Origin of the sequence: Pseudomonas sp., from assembly GCF_030684895.1 — a bacterium.
GTDB lineage: Bacteria > Pseudomonadota > Gammaproteobacteria > Pseudomonadales > Pseudomonadaceae > Aquipseudomonas.
Map to the genome: position 1 here is coordinate 86,618 of NZ_JAUXXP010000046.1, position 15,488 is coordinate 102,105.

At 62.5% G+C, this 15,488-nt stretch carries 17 protein-coding genes; 7 read left to right on the forward strand and 10 right to left on the reverse strand.

The window, feature by feature from the left end:
- Window positions 1-39: 39 nt before the first annotated feature.
- On the forward strand, window positions 40-804 hold the full coding sequence (locus Q8M42_RS09595) for an ABC transporter substrate-binding protein (RefSeq protein WP_304863615.1): 765 nt from the start codon (window positions 40-42) through the stop codon (window positions 802-804).
- Between the two features lie 46 nt (window positions 805-850).
- Here Q8M42_RS09595 and Q8M42_RS09600 read toward each other — a convergent pair whose 3' ends face one another.
- Both Q8M42_RS09600 and prlC read right to left on the reverse strand, forming a co-directional pair.
- Window positions 851-1,129: a YheV family putative zinc ribbon protein gene (locus Q8M42_RS09600; RefSeq protein WP_304863613.1), complete on the reverse strand. Its 279-nt coding sequence runs from the start codon at window positions 1,127-1,129 to the stop codon at window positions 851-853.
- The gene (gene prlC / locus Q8M42_RS09605; RefSeq protein ID WP_304863611.1) at window positions 1,126-3,174 is read right to left on the reverse strand and encodes an oligopeptidase A; all 2,049 of its coding nucleotides are present in this window, start codon (window positions 3,172-3,174) and stop codon (window positions 1,126-1,128) included. The genes Q8M42_RS09600 and prlC overlap by 4 nt, the downstream gene beginning before the upstream one ends.
- A gap of 314 nt (window positions 3,175-3,488) precedes the next feature.
- Here prlC and Q8M42_RS09610 point away from each other — a divergent pair, with 314 nt between their 5' ends.
- Complete coding sequence (locus Q8M42_RS09610; RefSeq protein ID WP_275959875.1) at window positions 3,489-4,031, forward strand: gamma carbonic anhydrase family protein; 543 nt, start codon at window positions 3,489-3,491, stop codon at window positions 4,029-4,031.
- A gap of 14 nt (window positions 4,032-4,045) precedes the next feature.
- Window positions 4,046-4,693 (forward strand): HAD family hydrolase, encoded by a 648-nt coding sequence (locus tag Q8M42_RS09615; RefSeq protein ID WP_304863747.1) that lies wholly within the window; start codon window positions 4,046-4,048, stop codon window positions 4,691-4,693.
- Between the two features lie 156 nt (window positions 4,694-4,849).
- Here the strand turns inward: Q8M42_RS09615 and Q8M42_RS09620 are convergent, their stop codons facing one another.
- Together Q8M42_RS09620 and Q8M42_RS09625 are read right to left on the reverse strand one after the other, a co-directional pair.
- On the reverse strand, window positions 4,850-5,080 hold the full coding sequence (locus tag Q8M42_RS09620; protein ID WP_275959874.1) for a DUF1161 domain-containing protein: 231 nt from the start codon (window positions 5,078-5,080) through the stop codon (window positions 4,850-4,852).
- Between the two features lie 63 nt (window positions 5,081-5,143).
- Complete coding sequence (locus tag Q8M42_RS09625; protein WP_304863607.1) at window positions 5,144-6,196, reverse strand: aminopeptidase; 1,053 nt, start codon at window positions 6,194-6,196, stop codon at window positions 5,144-5,146.
- A 108-nt stretch (window positions 6,197-6,304) separates the two neighbouring features.
- Here Q8M42_RS09625 and Q8M42_RS09630 point away from each other — a divergent pair, with 108 nt between their 5' ends.
- A complete protein-coding gene (locus tag Q8M42_RS09630; protein WP_304863605.1) occupies window positions 6,305-6,724 on the forward strand; it encodes a hypothetical protein in 420 nt (139 codons plus the stop codon).
- A gap of 143 nt (window positions 6,725-6,867) precedes the next feature.
- On the opposite strand, the gene Q8M42_RS09635 is transcribed toward Q8M42_RS09630, so the two are convergent.
- The 4 genes from Q8M42_RS09635 to Q8M42_RS09650 all read right to left on the reverse strand — a co-directional run bounded on the left by Q8M42_RS09635 (window position 6,868) and on the right by Q8M42_RS09650 (window position 9,682).
- Complete coding sequence (locus Q8M42_RS09635) at window positions 6,868-7,299, reverse strand: OsmC family protein (protein ID WP_304863603.1); 432 nt, start codon at window positions 7,297-7,299, stop codon at window positions 6,868-6,870.
- A gap of 68 nt (window positions 7,300-7,367) precedes the next feature.
- A complete protein-coding gene (locus Q8M42_RS09640; RefSeq protein WP_304863600.1) occupies window positions 7,368-8,363 on the reverse strand; it encodes an LLM class flavin-dependent oxidoreductase in 996 nt (331 codons plus the stop codon).
- A gap of 149 nt (window positions 8,364-8,512) precedes the next feature.
- Entirely contained in the window at window positions 8,513-8,728 is a 216-nt protein-coding gene (locus Q8M42_RS09645) for a dodecin (protein ID WP_275959867.1), read from the reverse strand.
- Between the two features lie 66 nt (window positions 8,729-8,794).
- A complete protein-coding gene (locus tag Q8M42_RS09650) occupies window positions 8,795-9,682 on the reverse strand; it encodes a LysR family transcriptional regulator (protein WP_304863597.1) in 888 nt (295 codons plus the stop codon).
- Between the two features lie 149 nt (window positions 9,683-9,831).
- Between Q8M42_RS09650 and trpB the strand changes: the two genes are divergently transcribed.
- The 3 genes from trpB to Q8M42_RS09665 all read left to right on the forward strand — a co-directional run bounded on the left by trpB (window position 9,832) and on the right by Q8M42_RS09665 (window position 12,738).
- Window positions 9,832-11,061 (forward strand): tryptophan synthase subunit beta, encoded by a 1,230-nt coding sequence (gene trpB, locus Q8M42_RS09655; protein ID WP_304863595.1) that lies wholly within the window; start codon window positions 9,832-9,834, stop codon window positions 11,059-11,061.
- Window positions 11,061-11,870 (forward strand): tryptophan synthase subunit alpha, encoded by an 810-nt coding sequence (gene trpA / locus Q8M42_RS09660; RefSeq protein ID WP_304863593.1) that lies wholly within the window; start codon window positions 11,061-11,063, stop codon window positions 11,868-11,870. The genes trpB and trpA overlap by 1 nt, the downstream gene beginning before the upstream one ends.
- 235 nt (window positions 11,871-12,105) lie before the next feature.
- Window positions 12,106-12,738 (forward strand): TetR/AcrR family transcriptional regulator, encoded by a 633-nt coding sequence (locus Q8M42_RS09665; RefSeq protein WP_304863591.1) that lies wholly within the window; start codon window positions 12,106-12,108, stop codon window positions 12,736-12,738.
- A 138-nt stretch (window positions 12,739-12,876) separates the two neighbouring features.
- Here Q8M42_RS09665 and argA read toward each other — a convergent pair whose 3' ends face one another.
- Both argA and argE read right to left on the reverse strand, forming a co-directional pair.
- Window positions 12,877-14,175 (reverse strand): amino-acid N-acetyltransferase, encoded by a 1,299-nt coding sequence (argA, locus tag Q8M42_RS09670; protein WP_304863590.1) that lies wholly within the window; start codon window positions 14,173-14,175, stop codon window positions 12,877-12,879.
- Between the two features lie 98 nt (window positions 14,176-14,273).
- Window positions 14,274-15,464 carry an acetylornithine deacetylase gene (gene argE, locus Q8M42_RS09675; RefSeq protein WP_304863588.1) on the reverse strand — a complete coding sequence of 397 codons (1,191 nt, stop codon included), beginning with the start codon at window positions 15,462-15,464 and terminating at the stop codon, window positions 14,274-14,276.
- Between the last annotated feature and the right edge of the window lie 24 nt (window positions 15,465-15,488).

Sequence of the window (15,488 nt, forward strand, 5' to 3'; positions counted from 1 at the left end):
CTCTGCGTCGCGCCGCTCGGCGCTAAGGCCAAAGAGTTGATGCCTGTACCAACACTGATTTGTCTACTTCTGAGCCTGCTGCTCTGCACCAGCGCCCTGGCGGCGCCGTTGCGTCTGGTTACTGGCGATGACTACGCGCCCTTTACCGGCAAGGCGCTGCCTGCGGGTGGCATGCTGACGCAGGTGGTGCGCGCGGCATTGCAACGCAGCAATATCGACAGCAGCCTGGATTGGCAGCCATGGAACCGTGGCTACCTGAAAACCTTGCGCGGGCAGTACGACGCGACTTTCCCTTACGTACGCACCCCACAGCGTGAAGAGGTGTTTCTCTACTCGGAGCCGCTGTTTGTCGCCGAGCAGCATATTTTCAGCCGCGCCGGTCAGGTGATCGAGATCAACGATGTGCCCAGCATGCAGGGCCTGCGTCTGTGTTATCCGCTGGGCTGGCAACCGCCGCCGATCATTCAGCAACTGCTCGATGATGGGCAATTACGTCGGCATTCTCCGACCGGGCTGAATGAATGCGCGCGCCTGCTATTGATGGACCGCGATGACTTCTTTATCTCCGACCGGCGCCTGGGCGAAACCGCGCTGCAGCTGTCTGGGGTGCCGGTCGAGCAGTTCCGTCGCTCCGACAGTGCAATCAGCCGCAGTACCCTGCACCTGATCGTGCCGCGTAGCCACCCGCAGGCGGCGGTGATCATCGCGCAATTCAATCAGGGCTTGGCGCAATTACGCGCCAGTGGTGATTACCAGCGCCTGCTTGAGCGCAACCTGCAGCAGGGCGAGGGCGCCACGCCCTGAGCGGGCGTAGCTGTTGTAGGGCCTACCATCCCTGGCGGCCACCCCGCTATTTTTTCAGTTTGGGATTGGGAAAGAACTGCACAACTTGCACCTTGGGATTCGCCGCCTTGGGTTTTAGTGCGCTGATATTGACCCGTGTGGGCAGTTCGCGCGGTACCGAGTTACCGCGTTCGTCCAGGGTGTCGGCGTAGCCGCAGGCCACGCATTCGCGGTTCGGCACGCCGTCCACGTTCCACATCTGGATCTTGTCCATTTCGCTGCACGCCGGGCACACCGCCCCGGCGATAAAGCGTTTTGCGCTGACATTCACAGGTGCATCTGTCATGCGGCCTCCTGGCTCAAGCCGAGGTGACGCAGCAGGGCGTCGATGGAGGGCGGGCGGCCTCGGAAGTCGACGAACAGCACCATTGGCTCTTGCGAGCCGCCACGGGCCAGGATCGCCTCGCGGAAGGCGCGGCCGGTGGCGCTGTTGAATACGCCTTCTTCCTCAAACTTGGAGAAGGCGTCGGCGCTGAGTACTTCGGCCCACTTGTAGCTGTAGTAACCGGCCGCGTAACCACCGGCGAAGATATGCGCGAAGCTGTTGGGGAAGCGGTTGTAGGCCGGCGGACGCAGCACCGAGACTTCCTGGCGGATGCCTTCGAGTACGTCCAGCACGCTGCGACCGTCGCCGTGGGTGGCGTGCAGCTCGAAGTCGAACAGGCTGAATTCGATCTGCCGCACCATCATCAAGCCGGACTGGAAGTTCTTCGCCGCCAGCATCTTGTCCAGCAGGTCCTGTGGCAGTGGCTCACCGCTTTCATAATGACCAGAGATCAACGCCAGGCCTTCCGGCTCCCAGCACCAGTTCTCCATAAACTGGCTCGGCAGCTCCACGGCATCCCAGGCTACGCCGTTGATACCGGATGCGCCGGCATGCTCAACGCGGGTCAGCAGGTGGTGCAGGCCGTGGCCGAATTCGTGGAACAGGGTGGTGACTTCGTCGTGGGTCAGCAGCGCCGGTTTGCCGCCGACCGCTGGAGTGAAGTTACACACCAGGTTGGCCACCGGGCTGATCAGCTTACCTGTCGCATCGCGACGCTTGTCACGCGCGCCATCCATCCAGGCGCCGCCGCGCTTGTTGGCGCGGGCGTAGAGGTCGAAGAAGAAGCGCCCGACGTGGGCGCCGTTCTCCTTGATTTCGAACAGGCGCACATCCGGGTGCCAGCTGTCGAAGCCGCTCAACTCCTCGATCTGGATGCCGTAAAGCTTTTCGACGATGGCGAATAGACCGCTAAGCACCTTGTCGATGGGGAAGTAGGCACGCAGGATTTCCTGGGAAATGCTGTAGCGCTGCTCGCGCAGTTTCTCGCTGTAGTAGCCGACATCCCAGCTTTGCAGATCGCTGCAGCCCTGCTCACTGGCGAAGGCTTGCAGCTCGCGCAGGTCCTGCTCGGCAAACGGTTTGCCGCGTGTGCCGAGGTCGCGCAGGAAGTGCAGCACCTGATCGGTGGTCTCGGCCATTTTGCTGGCCAGGCTCAGCTCGGCGTAGTTGGCAAAACCAAGCAGCTTTGCCAGTTCCTGACGCAGGGCGAGGATTTCCAGCATCACCGGGCCGTTGTCGTTCTTGCCGGCATTCGGCCCCTGATCGGAGGCGCGGGTGCAGTAGGCGGCATACACCTCTTCGCGCAGGGCGCGGTCGTTGGCGTAGGTCATTACTGCGAAGTAGCTGGGGAATTCCAGGCTGATCAGCCAACCGTCCAGGCCTTTGGCCTCAGCGGCCTGCTTCATCTGCGCCTTGGCCGAGTCGGTCAGGCCATCCAGCGCGGCTTCATCGGTGACGTGCTTGGTCCAGGCCTGAGTGGCATCCAGTAGCTGGTTGGAGAACTTGCTGGCCAGCTCGGAGAGCTTCATCTGGATTTCGCCGTAGCGCTTCTGCTGCTCGGCCGGCAGGTCGATGCCGGACAGGCGGAAATCGCGCAGGGCGTGTTCGAGAATGGTCTTCTGCGCCACGTCGAAACCGGCGGCTGCAGGGCTCTCGGCCAGCTTCTGATAGGCCTGAAACAGCGGCTGGTTCTGGCCGATTTCGGTCCAGTACTCGGACAGCTTGGGCAGGCAGGCCTCGTAGGCGGCGCGCAGCTCGGGGCTGTTGCACACGGCATTCAGGTGGCTGACCGGGCTCCAGGCCTGGCCCAGGCGTGCGCCCAGTTCATCCAGCGCGAGCACCAGGCCATCCCAGCTCGGTGTGCCAGACTGTTGTTCCAGCAGCCGGCTCATGGCCGCGCGGTTGTCGGCAAGAATGCTGTCCACCGCCGGCTCGACATGCTCCGGACGGATGGCGGCATAGGACGGCAGATCGAAGGCTTGCAGCAGTGGGTTGTTGGCAGTCACGACAGGTCACCTGTAACGAAATGGGTTTGCAGCTGTGACCCCGGCGGGCGCTAAAGGCTCCCAGGGGCAGGCTTGAATGGACACAGGGCGCTACAAAACCGCGCGCATGTTCTGAACATGGGTGCCATCTTAGTTACAATCAAGGCCAGGCGCAGCTTAAGAACCGGTTTGCGATCTGCTGCGCGTCGGCCCTGCGGCGTTAAAAACCGGCTCGGAATGCTCATGTACAAAAGTACACTCCGCTTCCTCGCCGTTTTTTGCCTGGCAGGACTCTAGCTCGCGAGATCGTAAACAGGTTCTGAGAGGTTTCTATCGTGGCAATTCGTACTTACCAACAGTTCACCCCCTTGCTCGGTTCACGGGCCTTTGTTGATGCCTCGGCCGTGGTGCTCGGCGATGTGGAAATCGGCGCGGACAGCTCGGTCTGGCCGCTGGTGGTGATCCGTGGCGACATGCACAGCATCCGCATTGGCGAGCGCAGCAGCATTCAGGATGGCAGCGTGTTGCATATTACCCATGCCGGGCCCTTCAACCCGCGCGGCTACCCGCTGAACATCGGCGACGATGTGACCATCGGTCATAACGTCACCCTGCACGGCTGCAATATCGGCAACCGGGTACTGATCGGCATGGGCAGCATCATCATGGATGGCGTGGTGATCGATGACGAAGTGATGCTCGGCGCTGGCAGCCTGGTGCCGCCGGGTAGCCATCTGCAAAGCGGCTACCTGTACGTCGGCAGCCCGGCCAAACAAGCCCGCGAACTGAGCGAAAAGGAGCGCAGCTACTTCCGCTACAGCGCCGACAACTACGTGCGGTTGAAGGATCAGCACCTGATGGAAGGTTACGGCAGCTGATGACTCAAGCGGCGTTGCATTACTCGACCATCCTGTTTGACCTCGATGGCACCCTGACCGACCCGCGCGAGGGGATTACCCGTTCGGTGCAGCATGCCTTGGCCAAGTTGGGCATTGATGAGCCTGATCTGCAGGCGCTTGAGCACTTTATCGGTCCGCCGCTGTTGCAGTGTTTTATGCAGACCTATCAGTTCGACGAGGCCACGGCCTGGCAGGCGGTGAACCACTACCGCGAGCGTTTTCGTGAGGTCGGGCTGTATGAGAATCAGCTGTTCGACGGTGTGGGCGAGCTGTTACAGCTGCTGCAGAACCAGCAGCGCACGCTGTATATCGCCACCAGTAAACCGACGGTATTTGCCGAGCAGATTGCCCGGCATTTCGGCTTTGCTCAGCACTTCAAGGTGATTTATGGCAGCGAGCTGGATGGCACGCGCACCGACAAGGTCGAGCTGATCGCCCATCTGCTGCAGCAGGAACAGCTTGCGCCAGAGGCGACGCTGATGATCGGTGATCGCAAGCACGACCTGATCGGCGCCAGGCGCAATGGCCTGGATGCAGCGGCGGTGGGCTATGGCTTTGGCAGTTTTGCCGAGTTGCAGGCCGAAGCGCCGACCTATCACTTCCACAGCCTGGCCGAGTTGCACCAGGCGTTTGTGGGCTAAATCATCGATGGGCGGCTTCTACTAACCCCCGTAGCCCGGATAAGCCTTGGCGCAATCCGGGATCGCGGCACCCCGGATTACGCTGCGCTTATCCGGGCTACATGCCGGTCTTTTGCAGATCGTATGGGTTAGCCGCAGACGTCACCCATCCGCGAGTCAGCCATTTTTCTGATAGATGATCTTCTTGGTGCCGCCGTCGCAGCTGCCGACCACCATATTGGGGTCTTGGGCTTCTGCGTTGGGCACGATTTCCAGGGTGTAGCTGGCAACGCCGGCGGCCTGGATTTTCACTTCAATCTCCGCGCGCAGCTCTTCGCAGGGCTTGGGTGCGGCCAATACGCTGGTGCTGAGTAGACCAAGCAGCACGGCCAGGGTGAATTTGTTCATTGCATCGCTCCTTTTGCGTGAACAGAAACTACAGGGGTTGGAGTGGCTTTCGGTACGTAAGTTCTAAGAGCCTGAAGATAAGTCGGCCAGTGCCTGATGCCGTTCTGCCTCGGGTAGTTTGCCCAGCGCTGCGACGCGCTGATAGAAGCGCGGCCAGTCGCGCTCAACCTGCTCGAACAACGCGGCAAAGGCCGGCACCCATTGATCATACAGACCAAATGGCAACAGCTTGGCGTTGTTTATCGGCGCGTTGATCCAGTCGTCGTAACGGCCGTTACCGCCCCACTCGCGCGCGCTTAGCGCATGGTATTCGGCGCGCAGGCGGGCGATCTCGGCCTGCTTGCGACTGCGCATCTGCGTGGGCGGCAGGTCGCTGTCATACAGCTGCTGCAGCCGCGCTCGGCTGGCCAGCACCAGGGCGATAAATTGCTCGCGTTGCCGCTCGCCCTGTGGGTCGCTGGGCTGCAGGCCCTGCTTGGCGCGCCACTGGCGCAGGCCTTCACGTTCGACAAAGCTGGCGAAGGACTCGTTAAACGCGGTGTCGTCCGCCACATACAGCTGCTGGTGCGCCAGCTCATGGAAGATCACCGCCACCAGGCGTTCATCACTCCAGCGCAGCATGGTGTTGAGAATCGGGTCAGCGAACCAGCCGAGGGTGGAATAGGCTTCGACGCCGCCCAGATAGGTATCCAGACCCTGCTGTTTCAGCAACGCTGCCGAGCCGCGCGCGCGGCCCTGGCTGTAGAAGCCGCGATAGGCCACGCAGCCGGCGATGGGAAAACAGTGCAGCTCTGGCGACAGGGAAAACTCCGCGGTGGCAAATACATTCCACACCACGAACGGTCGCCGGATATCGGCGTATAGGCGGTAGCTGTCGTTGTCGGGCAGGCTTAGCTGGGCGCTGGCGAAATCCCGCGCCTGCTGAGCCAGGGCCAGGCGCTGCTTGAGTTCGGGGGCGGCTGCCGGGTTCTCCAGCAGCTCGGCAATCGGCTCGCGCGCCTGCAGCAGGTGCAGCTGGCCGCCGGCCAGGTGGCTGTAGTAATCCAGGGTGCTGCAACCGCTCAGCAGCAGCGTGGCGGCCAGTGGAACCCAGCGCCAGAGCAGGGCGTCGAACATGGATCAGTACCCGTGAGTTAACAGGCTGCCACGCTAGCGCATCGGCGCTACTGTCTCCAGCACGGGATCGGCGTAGGCTAGCAAACAGCTCAATTGTGGAGGTGTCCCATGCGTTATCTGGCTTTGTTTGGCGGCGTGCTGGTGCTCAGTGCCTGCGCATCACCCGTACCAGCGCCTGACCCAAACCAGGCTTGGGTTGAGCTGCGCAGTAGCGGCGGCACGCTGCTGATGGCGGATCGACTTAATGGCCAGCGCCTCAACGATGGCCGTTACTTCCAGGTGCCCGCCGGGGCCCATGAGCTGCAGGCACGCTTTCAGTTTGAAGTGAACAGCGGCGGTGGCCTGGATGGCGCCTATGAGCCACGTCAGGTGACCTGCGAAATTCGCGTGCGGCATGCCAACTTTGTCGCCGGCCAGCGCTACCGGCTGGAAGCCAGACCCTTGCTGATGAAGGCGCAGGCCTGGCTCTACGATGAGCAGCGCAATGTGCTGGCTCGGGGTAAGGTACTGCGCTGCGGTACCTTCTAAGAACCTGCCCACGATCTGCTGCGCGTCGGCCCTGCTGCGTTAAAAACAGGCTCGGAATGCTCATGTACAACAGTACACTCCGCTTCCTCGCCTGTTTTTGCCTTGCAGTGCTCTAGCTCGCTAGATCGTGAGCAGGTTCTGAATTAGAGACTGCTATCGAGCACTGCTTCCAGGGTGATCTCGGCGTTCAGCACCTTGGATACTGGGCAGCCGTTCTTCGCGGTTGCCACGGCCTTCTCGAAGGCCGCACGGTCGGCGCCGGGAATCCGCGCCTTGAGCGTCAGGTGCACGGCGGTGATGGCAAAGCCGCCATCCTGTTTGTCGAGAGTCACTTCGGCGCTGGTGTCGATGCTTTCGGCAGTCATCCCGGCGTCGCCAAGTTCCTTGGACAGGGCCATGGAGAAGCATCCGGCATGGGCGGCGCCGAGCAGTTCCTCCGGGTTGCTGCCCGGCTGCCCTTCGAAGCGAGTATTGAAGCCATAGGGCGCGTTTGCCAGCGCGCCGCTCTGGGTCGAGATCGTGCCTTTGCCGTCCTTGATGCCACCGTGCCAATGAGCTGAGGCTGTCTTCTTCATCCGAATACTCCAGTGCGTGGGGTTATAGGGTTGAGAGCAGGCTTAGGCGGCACAAGTTCGAAAAACTTCTAGCGTAACTGCGCGACCAGCTCGAACGCATGCAAGCGGTCGGCAAAGTCATACAGGTCGCAGGTGAAGATCAGCTCATCGGCGCCGGTCTGCTCCAGCAGCAGCTCCAGGCGCGCACGAATTTTCTCCTGGCCACCGATCATCGCCAAACCGAGGAAGCTGCTTACCGCCTCTTTCTCATGCGGCAGCCACAGGCCCTGCATGCTGCTCACTGGCGGCTTCTGCACCAGGCTTTGCCCGCGAATCAGGGCGAGAATGCGCTGGTAGGCCGAGGTGGCCAGGTAGTCGGCCTGCTCATCCGTGTCGGCGGCAATCAGTGGTACGCCGAGCATCACATAGGGCTTGTCGAGCGCCGCCGAGGGCTTGAAGTGATTGCGGTAGACGCGAATCGCTTCATGCATATAGCGCGGCGCGAAGTGTGAGGCGAAGGCGTAGGGCAGGCCCTTTTCGCCCGCCAGTTGGGCGCTGAACAGGCTGGAACCGAGTAGCCAGATCGGCACATTGGTGTCGGTGCCAGGCATGGCGATCACTTTTTGATCCGGCGTGCGCGGGCCGAGGTAGCGTTGCAGTTCTTCGACATCCGCCGGGAAGTCATCGGCGTTGCCAATCCGGTCGCGGCGCAGCGCCTGGGCGGTGAAGTGATCAGCCCCCGGTGCGCGGCCCAGGCCCAGTTCGATACGGCCAGGGTAGAGCGTGGCCAGGGTGCCAAACTGCTCGGCAATCACCAACGGCGCATGGTTGGGCAGCATCACCCCGCCGGAACCCAGGCGAATCTTCGACGTGCCGGCGGCCAGGTAGCCGAGCAGCACGGAGGTGGCCGAGCTGGCGATACCATCCATATTGTGGTGTTCGGCCACCCAGAAACGCTCGAAGCCCAGGCGCTCGACATGCTGCGCCAGCGCCAGGGAGTTGTGCAGGGCTTGGGCGGCGTTGCCGTCGTCGCGAATCGGGGCGAGATCCAGGGTGGAGAATTTGCTCTGTGCGAGTGCGCTCATCGGCCTGCCTGTTGGTTGTCCGTTTGCTTGGGCGCAACAACGCGCCAATACCTGAGTTAGATAGTGGGGTTTGTTCTGCGGATTCCAAGGGGCAGGTGGTGCGGCGGCGATAGCCGGACCGTGCGCAAGCGACGGCCCGTGGTGTGGGGTCAGCTACTGCTAAGGCGGAAACCGATTTTCAGGGTGACCTGATAATGGCCGACCTTGCCATCAACGATATGCCCGCGGGTTTCCACCACCTCGAACCAGTCGAGGTTGCGTACCGACTTGGCACATTCGGCCAGGGCATTTTCGATGGCGTCTTCGATGCTGACTTTCGAGGAGCCGACGATTTCGATTTTCTTGTAGGTGTGATGATCGGACATGGGCGTTCTCCACAGGTTGATGATTCAACGCTAGTTGAGTCGCCGCAGTTCTGCCCGCTCAGTCGCTTAGCGTTCCAGCTCGTGGTGCAGCCACTTGGCCAATTGCTCGGCGCGCTTGTCCAGGCGGCGCGCCGGCACCCACAGGGCCAAGCGTGCCGAGGTTTCGACAAAGCCCCAGGGCGCGACGAGGCGACCGGCGGCCAGGTCGTCGGCCACCAGTTGCTGCGGTGCGATAGCCACGCCCAATCCGGCGGCTGCAGCTTCCAGCAGGTAATAGAGGTGTTCAAAACCCTGGCCGAGTTTTAGCGCTGTCGCATCCAAGGCATTGCTGCTGGCCCAGCTGGGCCAGGCTTGCGGGCGGGAGCTGGTGTGCAGCAAGGGCTCGCTGAGCAAGGCGGCGGGCGGAGCCTGATGCAATTCTGCAAAGTGCGCATAACGTGGGCTAAGCACCGGGCCAATACGCTCGGCCGCCAGCTCGAACACCTGCATATCCGCCGGCCACGGCGGCTCGGCGAACCACAGGGTGGCATCCACACCGCTGCGGCGCGGGTCTAGCTCGCCTTCGCTGGCAGACAGTTGTAGGCGCAGTTCCGGCAGTTCGCGGTTGAGCCGATCCAGGCGCGGGATAAACCAGCGCGCCAATAGGCTGCCCGGGCAGGCCAGAACAAAAGGCGCATCGGCTTGCCCCTGCTGCAGCTCGGCGCAGGTGCTGCGCAGGCGGCCGAACAATTCTGCGCTGACATCGCGCAAACGAATCCCGGCATCTGTGAGTTTAAGGCCGCGACCTTCTTTGCTGAACAAGGCCACACCCAGGTGCTCTTCGAGGAGGCGAACCTGTCGGCTGACGGCGCCATGTGTGACATAAAGCTCGTCTGCTGCTTGGCTAATGCTGTTCAGGCGCGCGGCGGCCTCGAAGGCACGCAGGGCATTTAACGGCGGAAGGTCGTGGCTCATGTGTGAGTTTTCCTAACAGGTTGCGGCGATCTTATCGCTTTTTTGTCAACAGCCACAGCCGTATCCTCAATGCAGCTCGTAGGAGCGGGCCATGCCCGCGAATCGCGCCCATGGGGCGCTCCTACACCATTCACCTGCAGGAGAACGCCATGACTTCCTTCCGCGCTGGCCCTGACGCCAACGGCCTGTTCGGCTCGTTCGGTGGCCAATATGTTGCCGAAACCCTGATGCCGCTGATCCACGACCTGGCCGCCGAATACGAGAAGGCCAAGCTCGACCCCGAGTTCCAGAAGGAGCTGGCCTACTTTCAGCGCGATTTCGTCGGCCGGCCGAGCCCGCTGTATTTCGCCGAGCGTCTGACCGAGATGTGTGGCGGCGCGAAAATCTACTTCAAGCGTGAAGAGCTCAACCACACCGGCGCGCATAAGATCAACAACTGCATCGGCCAGGCTCTGTTGGCGCGGCGCATGGGCAAAAAACGCATCATCGCCGAGACCGGCGCCGGCATGCACGGTGTGGCAACCGCCACCGTGGCCGCACGTTTCGGCATGGAATGCGTGATCTTTATGGGCACCACCGACATCGACCGGCAGCAGGCCAACGTGTTCCGCATGAAGCTGCTGGGCGCCACCGTGATTCCGGTAGTGGCCGGCACCGGCACGCTCAAGGATGCGATGAACGAAGCGCTGCGCGACTGGGTGACCAACGTGCACAACACCTTCTACATGATCGGCACCGTGGCCGGCCCGCACCCGTATCCGGCGATGGTGCGCGACTTCCAGGCGGTGATCGGTAAGGAAACCCGCGAGCAGATCCTCGCCCAGGAAGGTCGTCTGCCCGACAGCCTGGTGGCCTGCATCGGTGGTGGCTCCAACGCCATCGGCCTGTTCCACCCCTTCCTCGATGACAAGGATGTGCAAATTGTCGGCGTCGAAGCGGCCGGCTACGGCATCGCCACCGGCAAGCATGCCGCCAGCCTGAATGGCGGGGTGCCGGGCGTGCTGCACGGCAACCGCACCTTCCTGCTGCAGAACGACGACGGCCAGATCATCGACGCCCACTCGATTTCCGCCGGCCTGGATTACCCCGGCATCGGCCCGGAACACGCCTGGTTGCATGACGTCGGCCGGGTTGAATACACCTCGGTGACCGACGAAGAAGCCCTGGCCGCGTTCCACACCTGCTGCCGTCAGGAAGGCATCATCCCGGCCCTGGAAAGTGCCCACGCCCTGGCCGAAGCTTTCAAGCGTGCGCCGAACCTGCCCAAGGAGCACCTGATGGTGATCAACCTGTCCGGCCGTGGCGACAAGGATATGCAGACCGTTATGCACCACATGGCCGATTCTAAACAAGAGCAGTCTGCGCAGGAGAAACACTGATGAGCCGCCTGCAAACCCGCTTTGCCGAGCTGAAACAGCAGAACCGCGCCGCCCTGGTGACCTTCGTCACTGCAGGCGACCCGAACTACGACGCCTCACTGGCCATCCTCAAGGGCCTGCCGGCTGCTGGCGCCGATGTGATCGAACTGGGCATGCCCTTTACCGATCCAATGGCCGATGGCCCGGCGATCCAATTGGCGAATATCCGTGCCCTGGAAGGTGGTCAGGACCTGGCGAAAACCCTGCAGATGGTTCGCGAGTTCCGTGAGGGCGAGCAGGCTACGCCGCTGGTGCTGATGGGTTACTTCAACCCGATCCACAAGTACGGTGTGGAGCGTTTTATTGCCGAGGCCAAGGCTTCTGGCGTTGATGGCCTGATCGTCGTCGACCTGCCGCCAGAGCATAACGTCGATCTCTGTGACCCGGCGCAGGTCGCGGGCTTGGACTTTATCCGCCTGACCACCCCGACCACCGATGACAAGCGCCTGCCCAAGGTGCTTAACGGCAGCTCCGGCTTTGTCTATTACGTGTCGGTTGCCGGTGTGACCGGTGCCGGTTCGGCGACCCTGGATCATGTTGCGCAGGCCGTCACCCGTCTGCGGCGCCACACTGACCTGCCGCTGTGCATCGGCTTCGGTATTCGCACCCCGGAACATGCTGCGACCATCGCCCGTCTGGCCGAAGGCGTGGTAGTCGGCTCGGCGCTGATCGACCAGATTGCCAACGCAACAAGCGACGAACAGGCGGTGGATGGCGTGCTGAGCCTGTGCAGCCAGCTGGCTGAAGGTGTGCGCGGCGCGCGTGGTTAAGCGCAGGCTTGTAGGGTGGATGACGCTTCACCCATCCACCACTGCAGCGGTGGATGAAAAAAGCGTCATCCACCCTACGTTCCTGATTTGGCGGTGCTTCGCCGTGTAGCCCGGATGCAATCCGGGAGCATTTATTGTCAGTAAAACCCTTCCCGGATTTTATCCGGGCTACGGGTTCGGTGTAGGGTAGGCGGCGAAATGTCATCCGCCCTATTTTCTTGCTCCGAGTCTCGCCATGTCACGTCCGCCTGTTGCTCGCAAACCCCGCGCCAGTAGCCAGAGCCGCATCGCCGGTATTCTGGCAGCTGCCCGTGAATTGCTCGCCGAGCAAGGTGTGGCTAGTTTGTCGATCTACAGCGTGGCCGAACGGGCGCAGATTCCGCCGTCCTCGGTGTATCACTTTTTCGCCAGCGTGCCGGCCTTGCTGGAAGGGCTGACGGCGGATATCCACGGAGCGTTTCGCGCCTGCCTGCAGGAGCCGATTGCGCATGCGCAGCTGCGTGATTGGCGTGATCTGTCACGGTTGGTCGAGCAGCGCATGCTGGCGATCTATGCTGCCGATGCGGCGGCGCGGCAGCTGATTCTGGCGCAACACGGCTTGGCGGAAGTAACCCAGGCGGATCGTCAGCACGACATCGAACTGGGCCAGTTGATGCAGCAGTTGTTCGACCGCCACTTCCCACTGCCGCAACTGCCCGAAGATGTCGATGTGTTCGCCCTGGCCATGGAGCTGGGCGACCGGGTGTATGCCCGCTCGGTGCAACTGCACGGCGAAATCACCCCGCGCATGGCCGAGGAAGGCATGCGCGTGTTTGATGCTTATCTGGGGTTGTATCTGCCGCCCCATCTACCGAAACGCAGCCAGTAACGCACCCGTTATGAGGAGTAGCCCGGACAAGCGCAGCGCAGTCCGGGGCATGGTTTTGGCGGCGTTATGTTTCCCGGATTGCGCTAGGGCTTATCCGGGCTACGGGTGGGTTGGCACAATGTTTATGCACCGCTGCATTCACAGCGCCTTTTCAAATACCTGCGAGTTGCGCTGGTAGTTGTACAGCGAGGCGCGGGCGGCCGGCAGGCGGTCGACGCTGCTGGGCATAAAGCCGCGTTCGCGGAACCAGTGGGCGGTGCGGGTGGTGAGCACGAAGAGGGTTTTCAGGCCCTGGGCGCGGGCGCGTTCCTCGATGCGTTCGAGCAGCTCGTCGCCACGTCCGCCATGGCGGTAGGCCGGGTTGACGGCCAGGCAGGCCAGCTCGCCGAAATCCGAGTCGGCAATCTGGTACAGCGCGGCGCAGGCGATGATCAGCCCTTCGCGCTCGACGATGCTGAACTGCTCGATCTCGCGTTCCAGCACTTCGCGTGAGCGACGTACCAGAATGCCCTGGTCTTCCAATGGGGTGATCAGCTCCATCAGCCCGCCAACATCCTCGATGGTCGCCTCGCGCAGTGATTCGAACTGCTCCTGGGCCACCAGGGTGCCGTTGCCTGTGCGGGTAAATAACTCGCTAAGCAGCGCGCCGTCTTCGGCATAGCTGACGATATGGCTGCGGCGTACCCCGGCCTTGCAGGCTTCGGCGGCGGCGTCGAGCAGTTCGCCCTGGTAGCTGCTGCCCAGGCGCTGCAGATGCGCGGGTACTTGCTGTGGGCGCAGTTCGCGCACCAGCTTGCCAGCCTCGTCGAGCAGGCCGCATTCGGCGCCGAACAGCAGCAGCTTGTCGGCATCCAGGTCGATGGCGGCGCGGGTGGCGACGTCTTCGCAGGCCAGGTTGAAGATCTCCCCGGTGGGCGAGTAACCGAGCGGCGAGAGCAGCACGATGCTGCGCTCATCCAGCTGGCGGTTGATGCCCTTGCGGTCGATGCGCCGCACTTCGCCGGTGTGGTGATAGTCGACGCCATCAACCACGCCAATCGGCCGCGCGGTGACAAAGTTGCCGCTGGTGATGCGTAGGCGCGAGCCCTGCATCGGCGAGCGCGCCATGTCCATCGATAGGCGCGCCTCGATGGCGATGCGCAACTGGCCGACGGCGTCGATCACGCATTCCAGGGTTGGGCTGTCGGTAATCCGCAGGTCGCGGTGAAAGCGCGGGGTCAGGCCATTGTTGGCCAGGCGCGCCTCGATCTGCGGGCGTGAGCCGTGCACCAGCACCAGGCGCACGCCCAGGCTGTGCAGCAGCACCAGGTCGTGAACGATATTGCCGAAATTCGGATGGGCAACGCCTTCACCCGGCAGCATCACTACAAAGGTGCAGTCGCGGTGGGCATTGATATAGGGCGAAGCGTGGCGGAGCCAGTTGACGTGGTCGTGCATTGCTTGAAGAACCTGTGTGAAGACGGAACGCATGGATTGGCGCGGGCGCGCCAGACGAGGCAGCCAGGAGCGGTTTTATCGTCGCAGTTGGGGCAGCTTCACGCGTTCTCTCCTCCAGATGACACAGTGCTTTGGCTCGGGTGGGTCGGTTGCAGGCAGTAATGCTCAATCAGTTGTTGCAGCAGACGCACAGTAGGCTGCAAACGTGACATTTCCAGGTACTCGCCTGGTTGGTGGGCGCAGTCGATATCGCCGGGGCCGAGCACCAGGGTTTCGCAGCCAAGTTGCTGAAGATAAGGCGCTTCGGTGGCAAATGCCACCGCGGCGGCGGTATGCCCGGTCAGGCGTTCGGCAATGCGCACCAGCTCACTGTCGGCGCTTTGCTCAAAGGGCGGCACGCTGGGGAATAGCGGGGCGAAGTCGATCTTCACCTGATGTTGCTCGGCCAGCGGTTGCAGCTTCTGGCGGATCGCTGCGCGCAGGGCTTCTGGCTGCATGCCGGGCAGCGGGCGCAGGTCGAACTCCAGCGAGCATTGGCCGCAGATGCGGTTGGGGTTGTCACCACCGTGGATGCAGCCGAAGTTCAGAGTCGGCTTGGGCACGCTGAATTGCGGGTTGTTGTATTCGCGCTGCCATCGCGCGCGCAGGCCGCGCAGCTCCAGCATCACGTCCTGCATGGCTTCCAGGGCGCTGTGGCCGAGGTTGGGGTCGGAGGAGTGGCCGCTCTGCCCGAGAATATCGATGCGCTCCATCATGATGCCCTTGTGCAGGCGGATCGGCCGTAAGCCGGTCGGCTCGCCTATCACAGCGGCGCGGCCCAGCGGCCGTCCTGCTTGCGCCAGGGCACGGGCGCCAGACATCGAACTTTCTTCATCACAGGTGGCGAGGATCAGCAGCGGCTGCTGGAAGCGTTGCTCCAGCAAGGGTTGCACGGCTTCGATGATCAGGGCGAAAAAGCCCTTCATGTCGCAACTGCCCAGCCCCACCCAGCGGCCATCGGCTTCTGTCAGCTTGAGCGGGTCGGTCTGCCACAGTGCGGCGTCGAACGGTACGGTATCGCTGTGCCCGGCCAGTACCAGGCCGCCGGGGCCGCTGCCATAGCTGGCGAGCAGGTTGAATTTGCCGGGGGCGACTTGCTGCACATCGCAGACAAAGCCGAGGTCGCCGAGCCAACTGGACAGCAGCTCGATCACCGCACGGTTGGACTGGTCCCAATGCGCCTGGGTGCAGCTCACCGACGGCGCGGCGATCAGGGCAGCGAATTGCTCTTTGAAGGAAGGCAGGGGCATCGGTTATCTCCGCAAGCGAGGCCC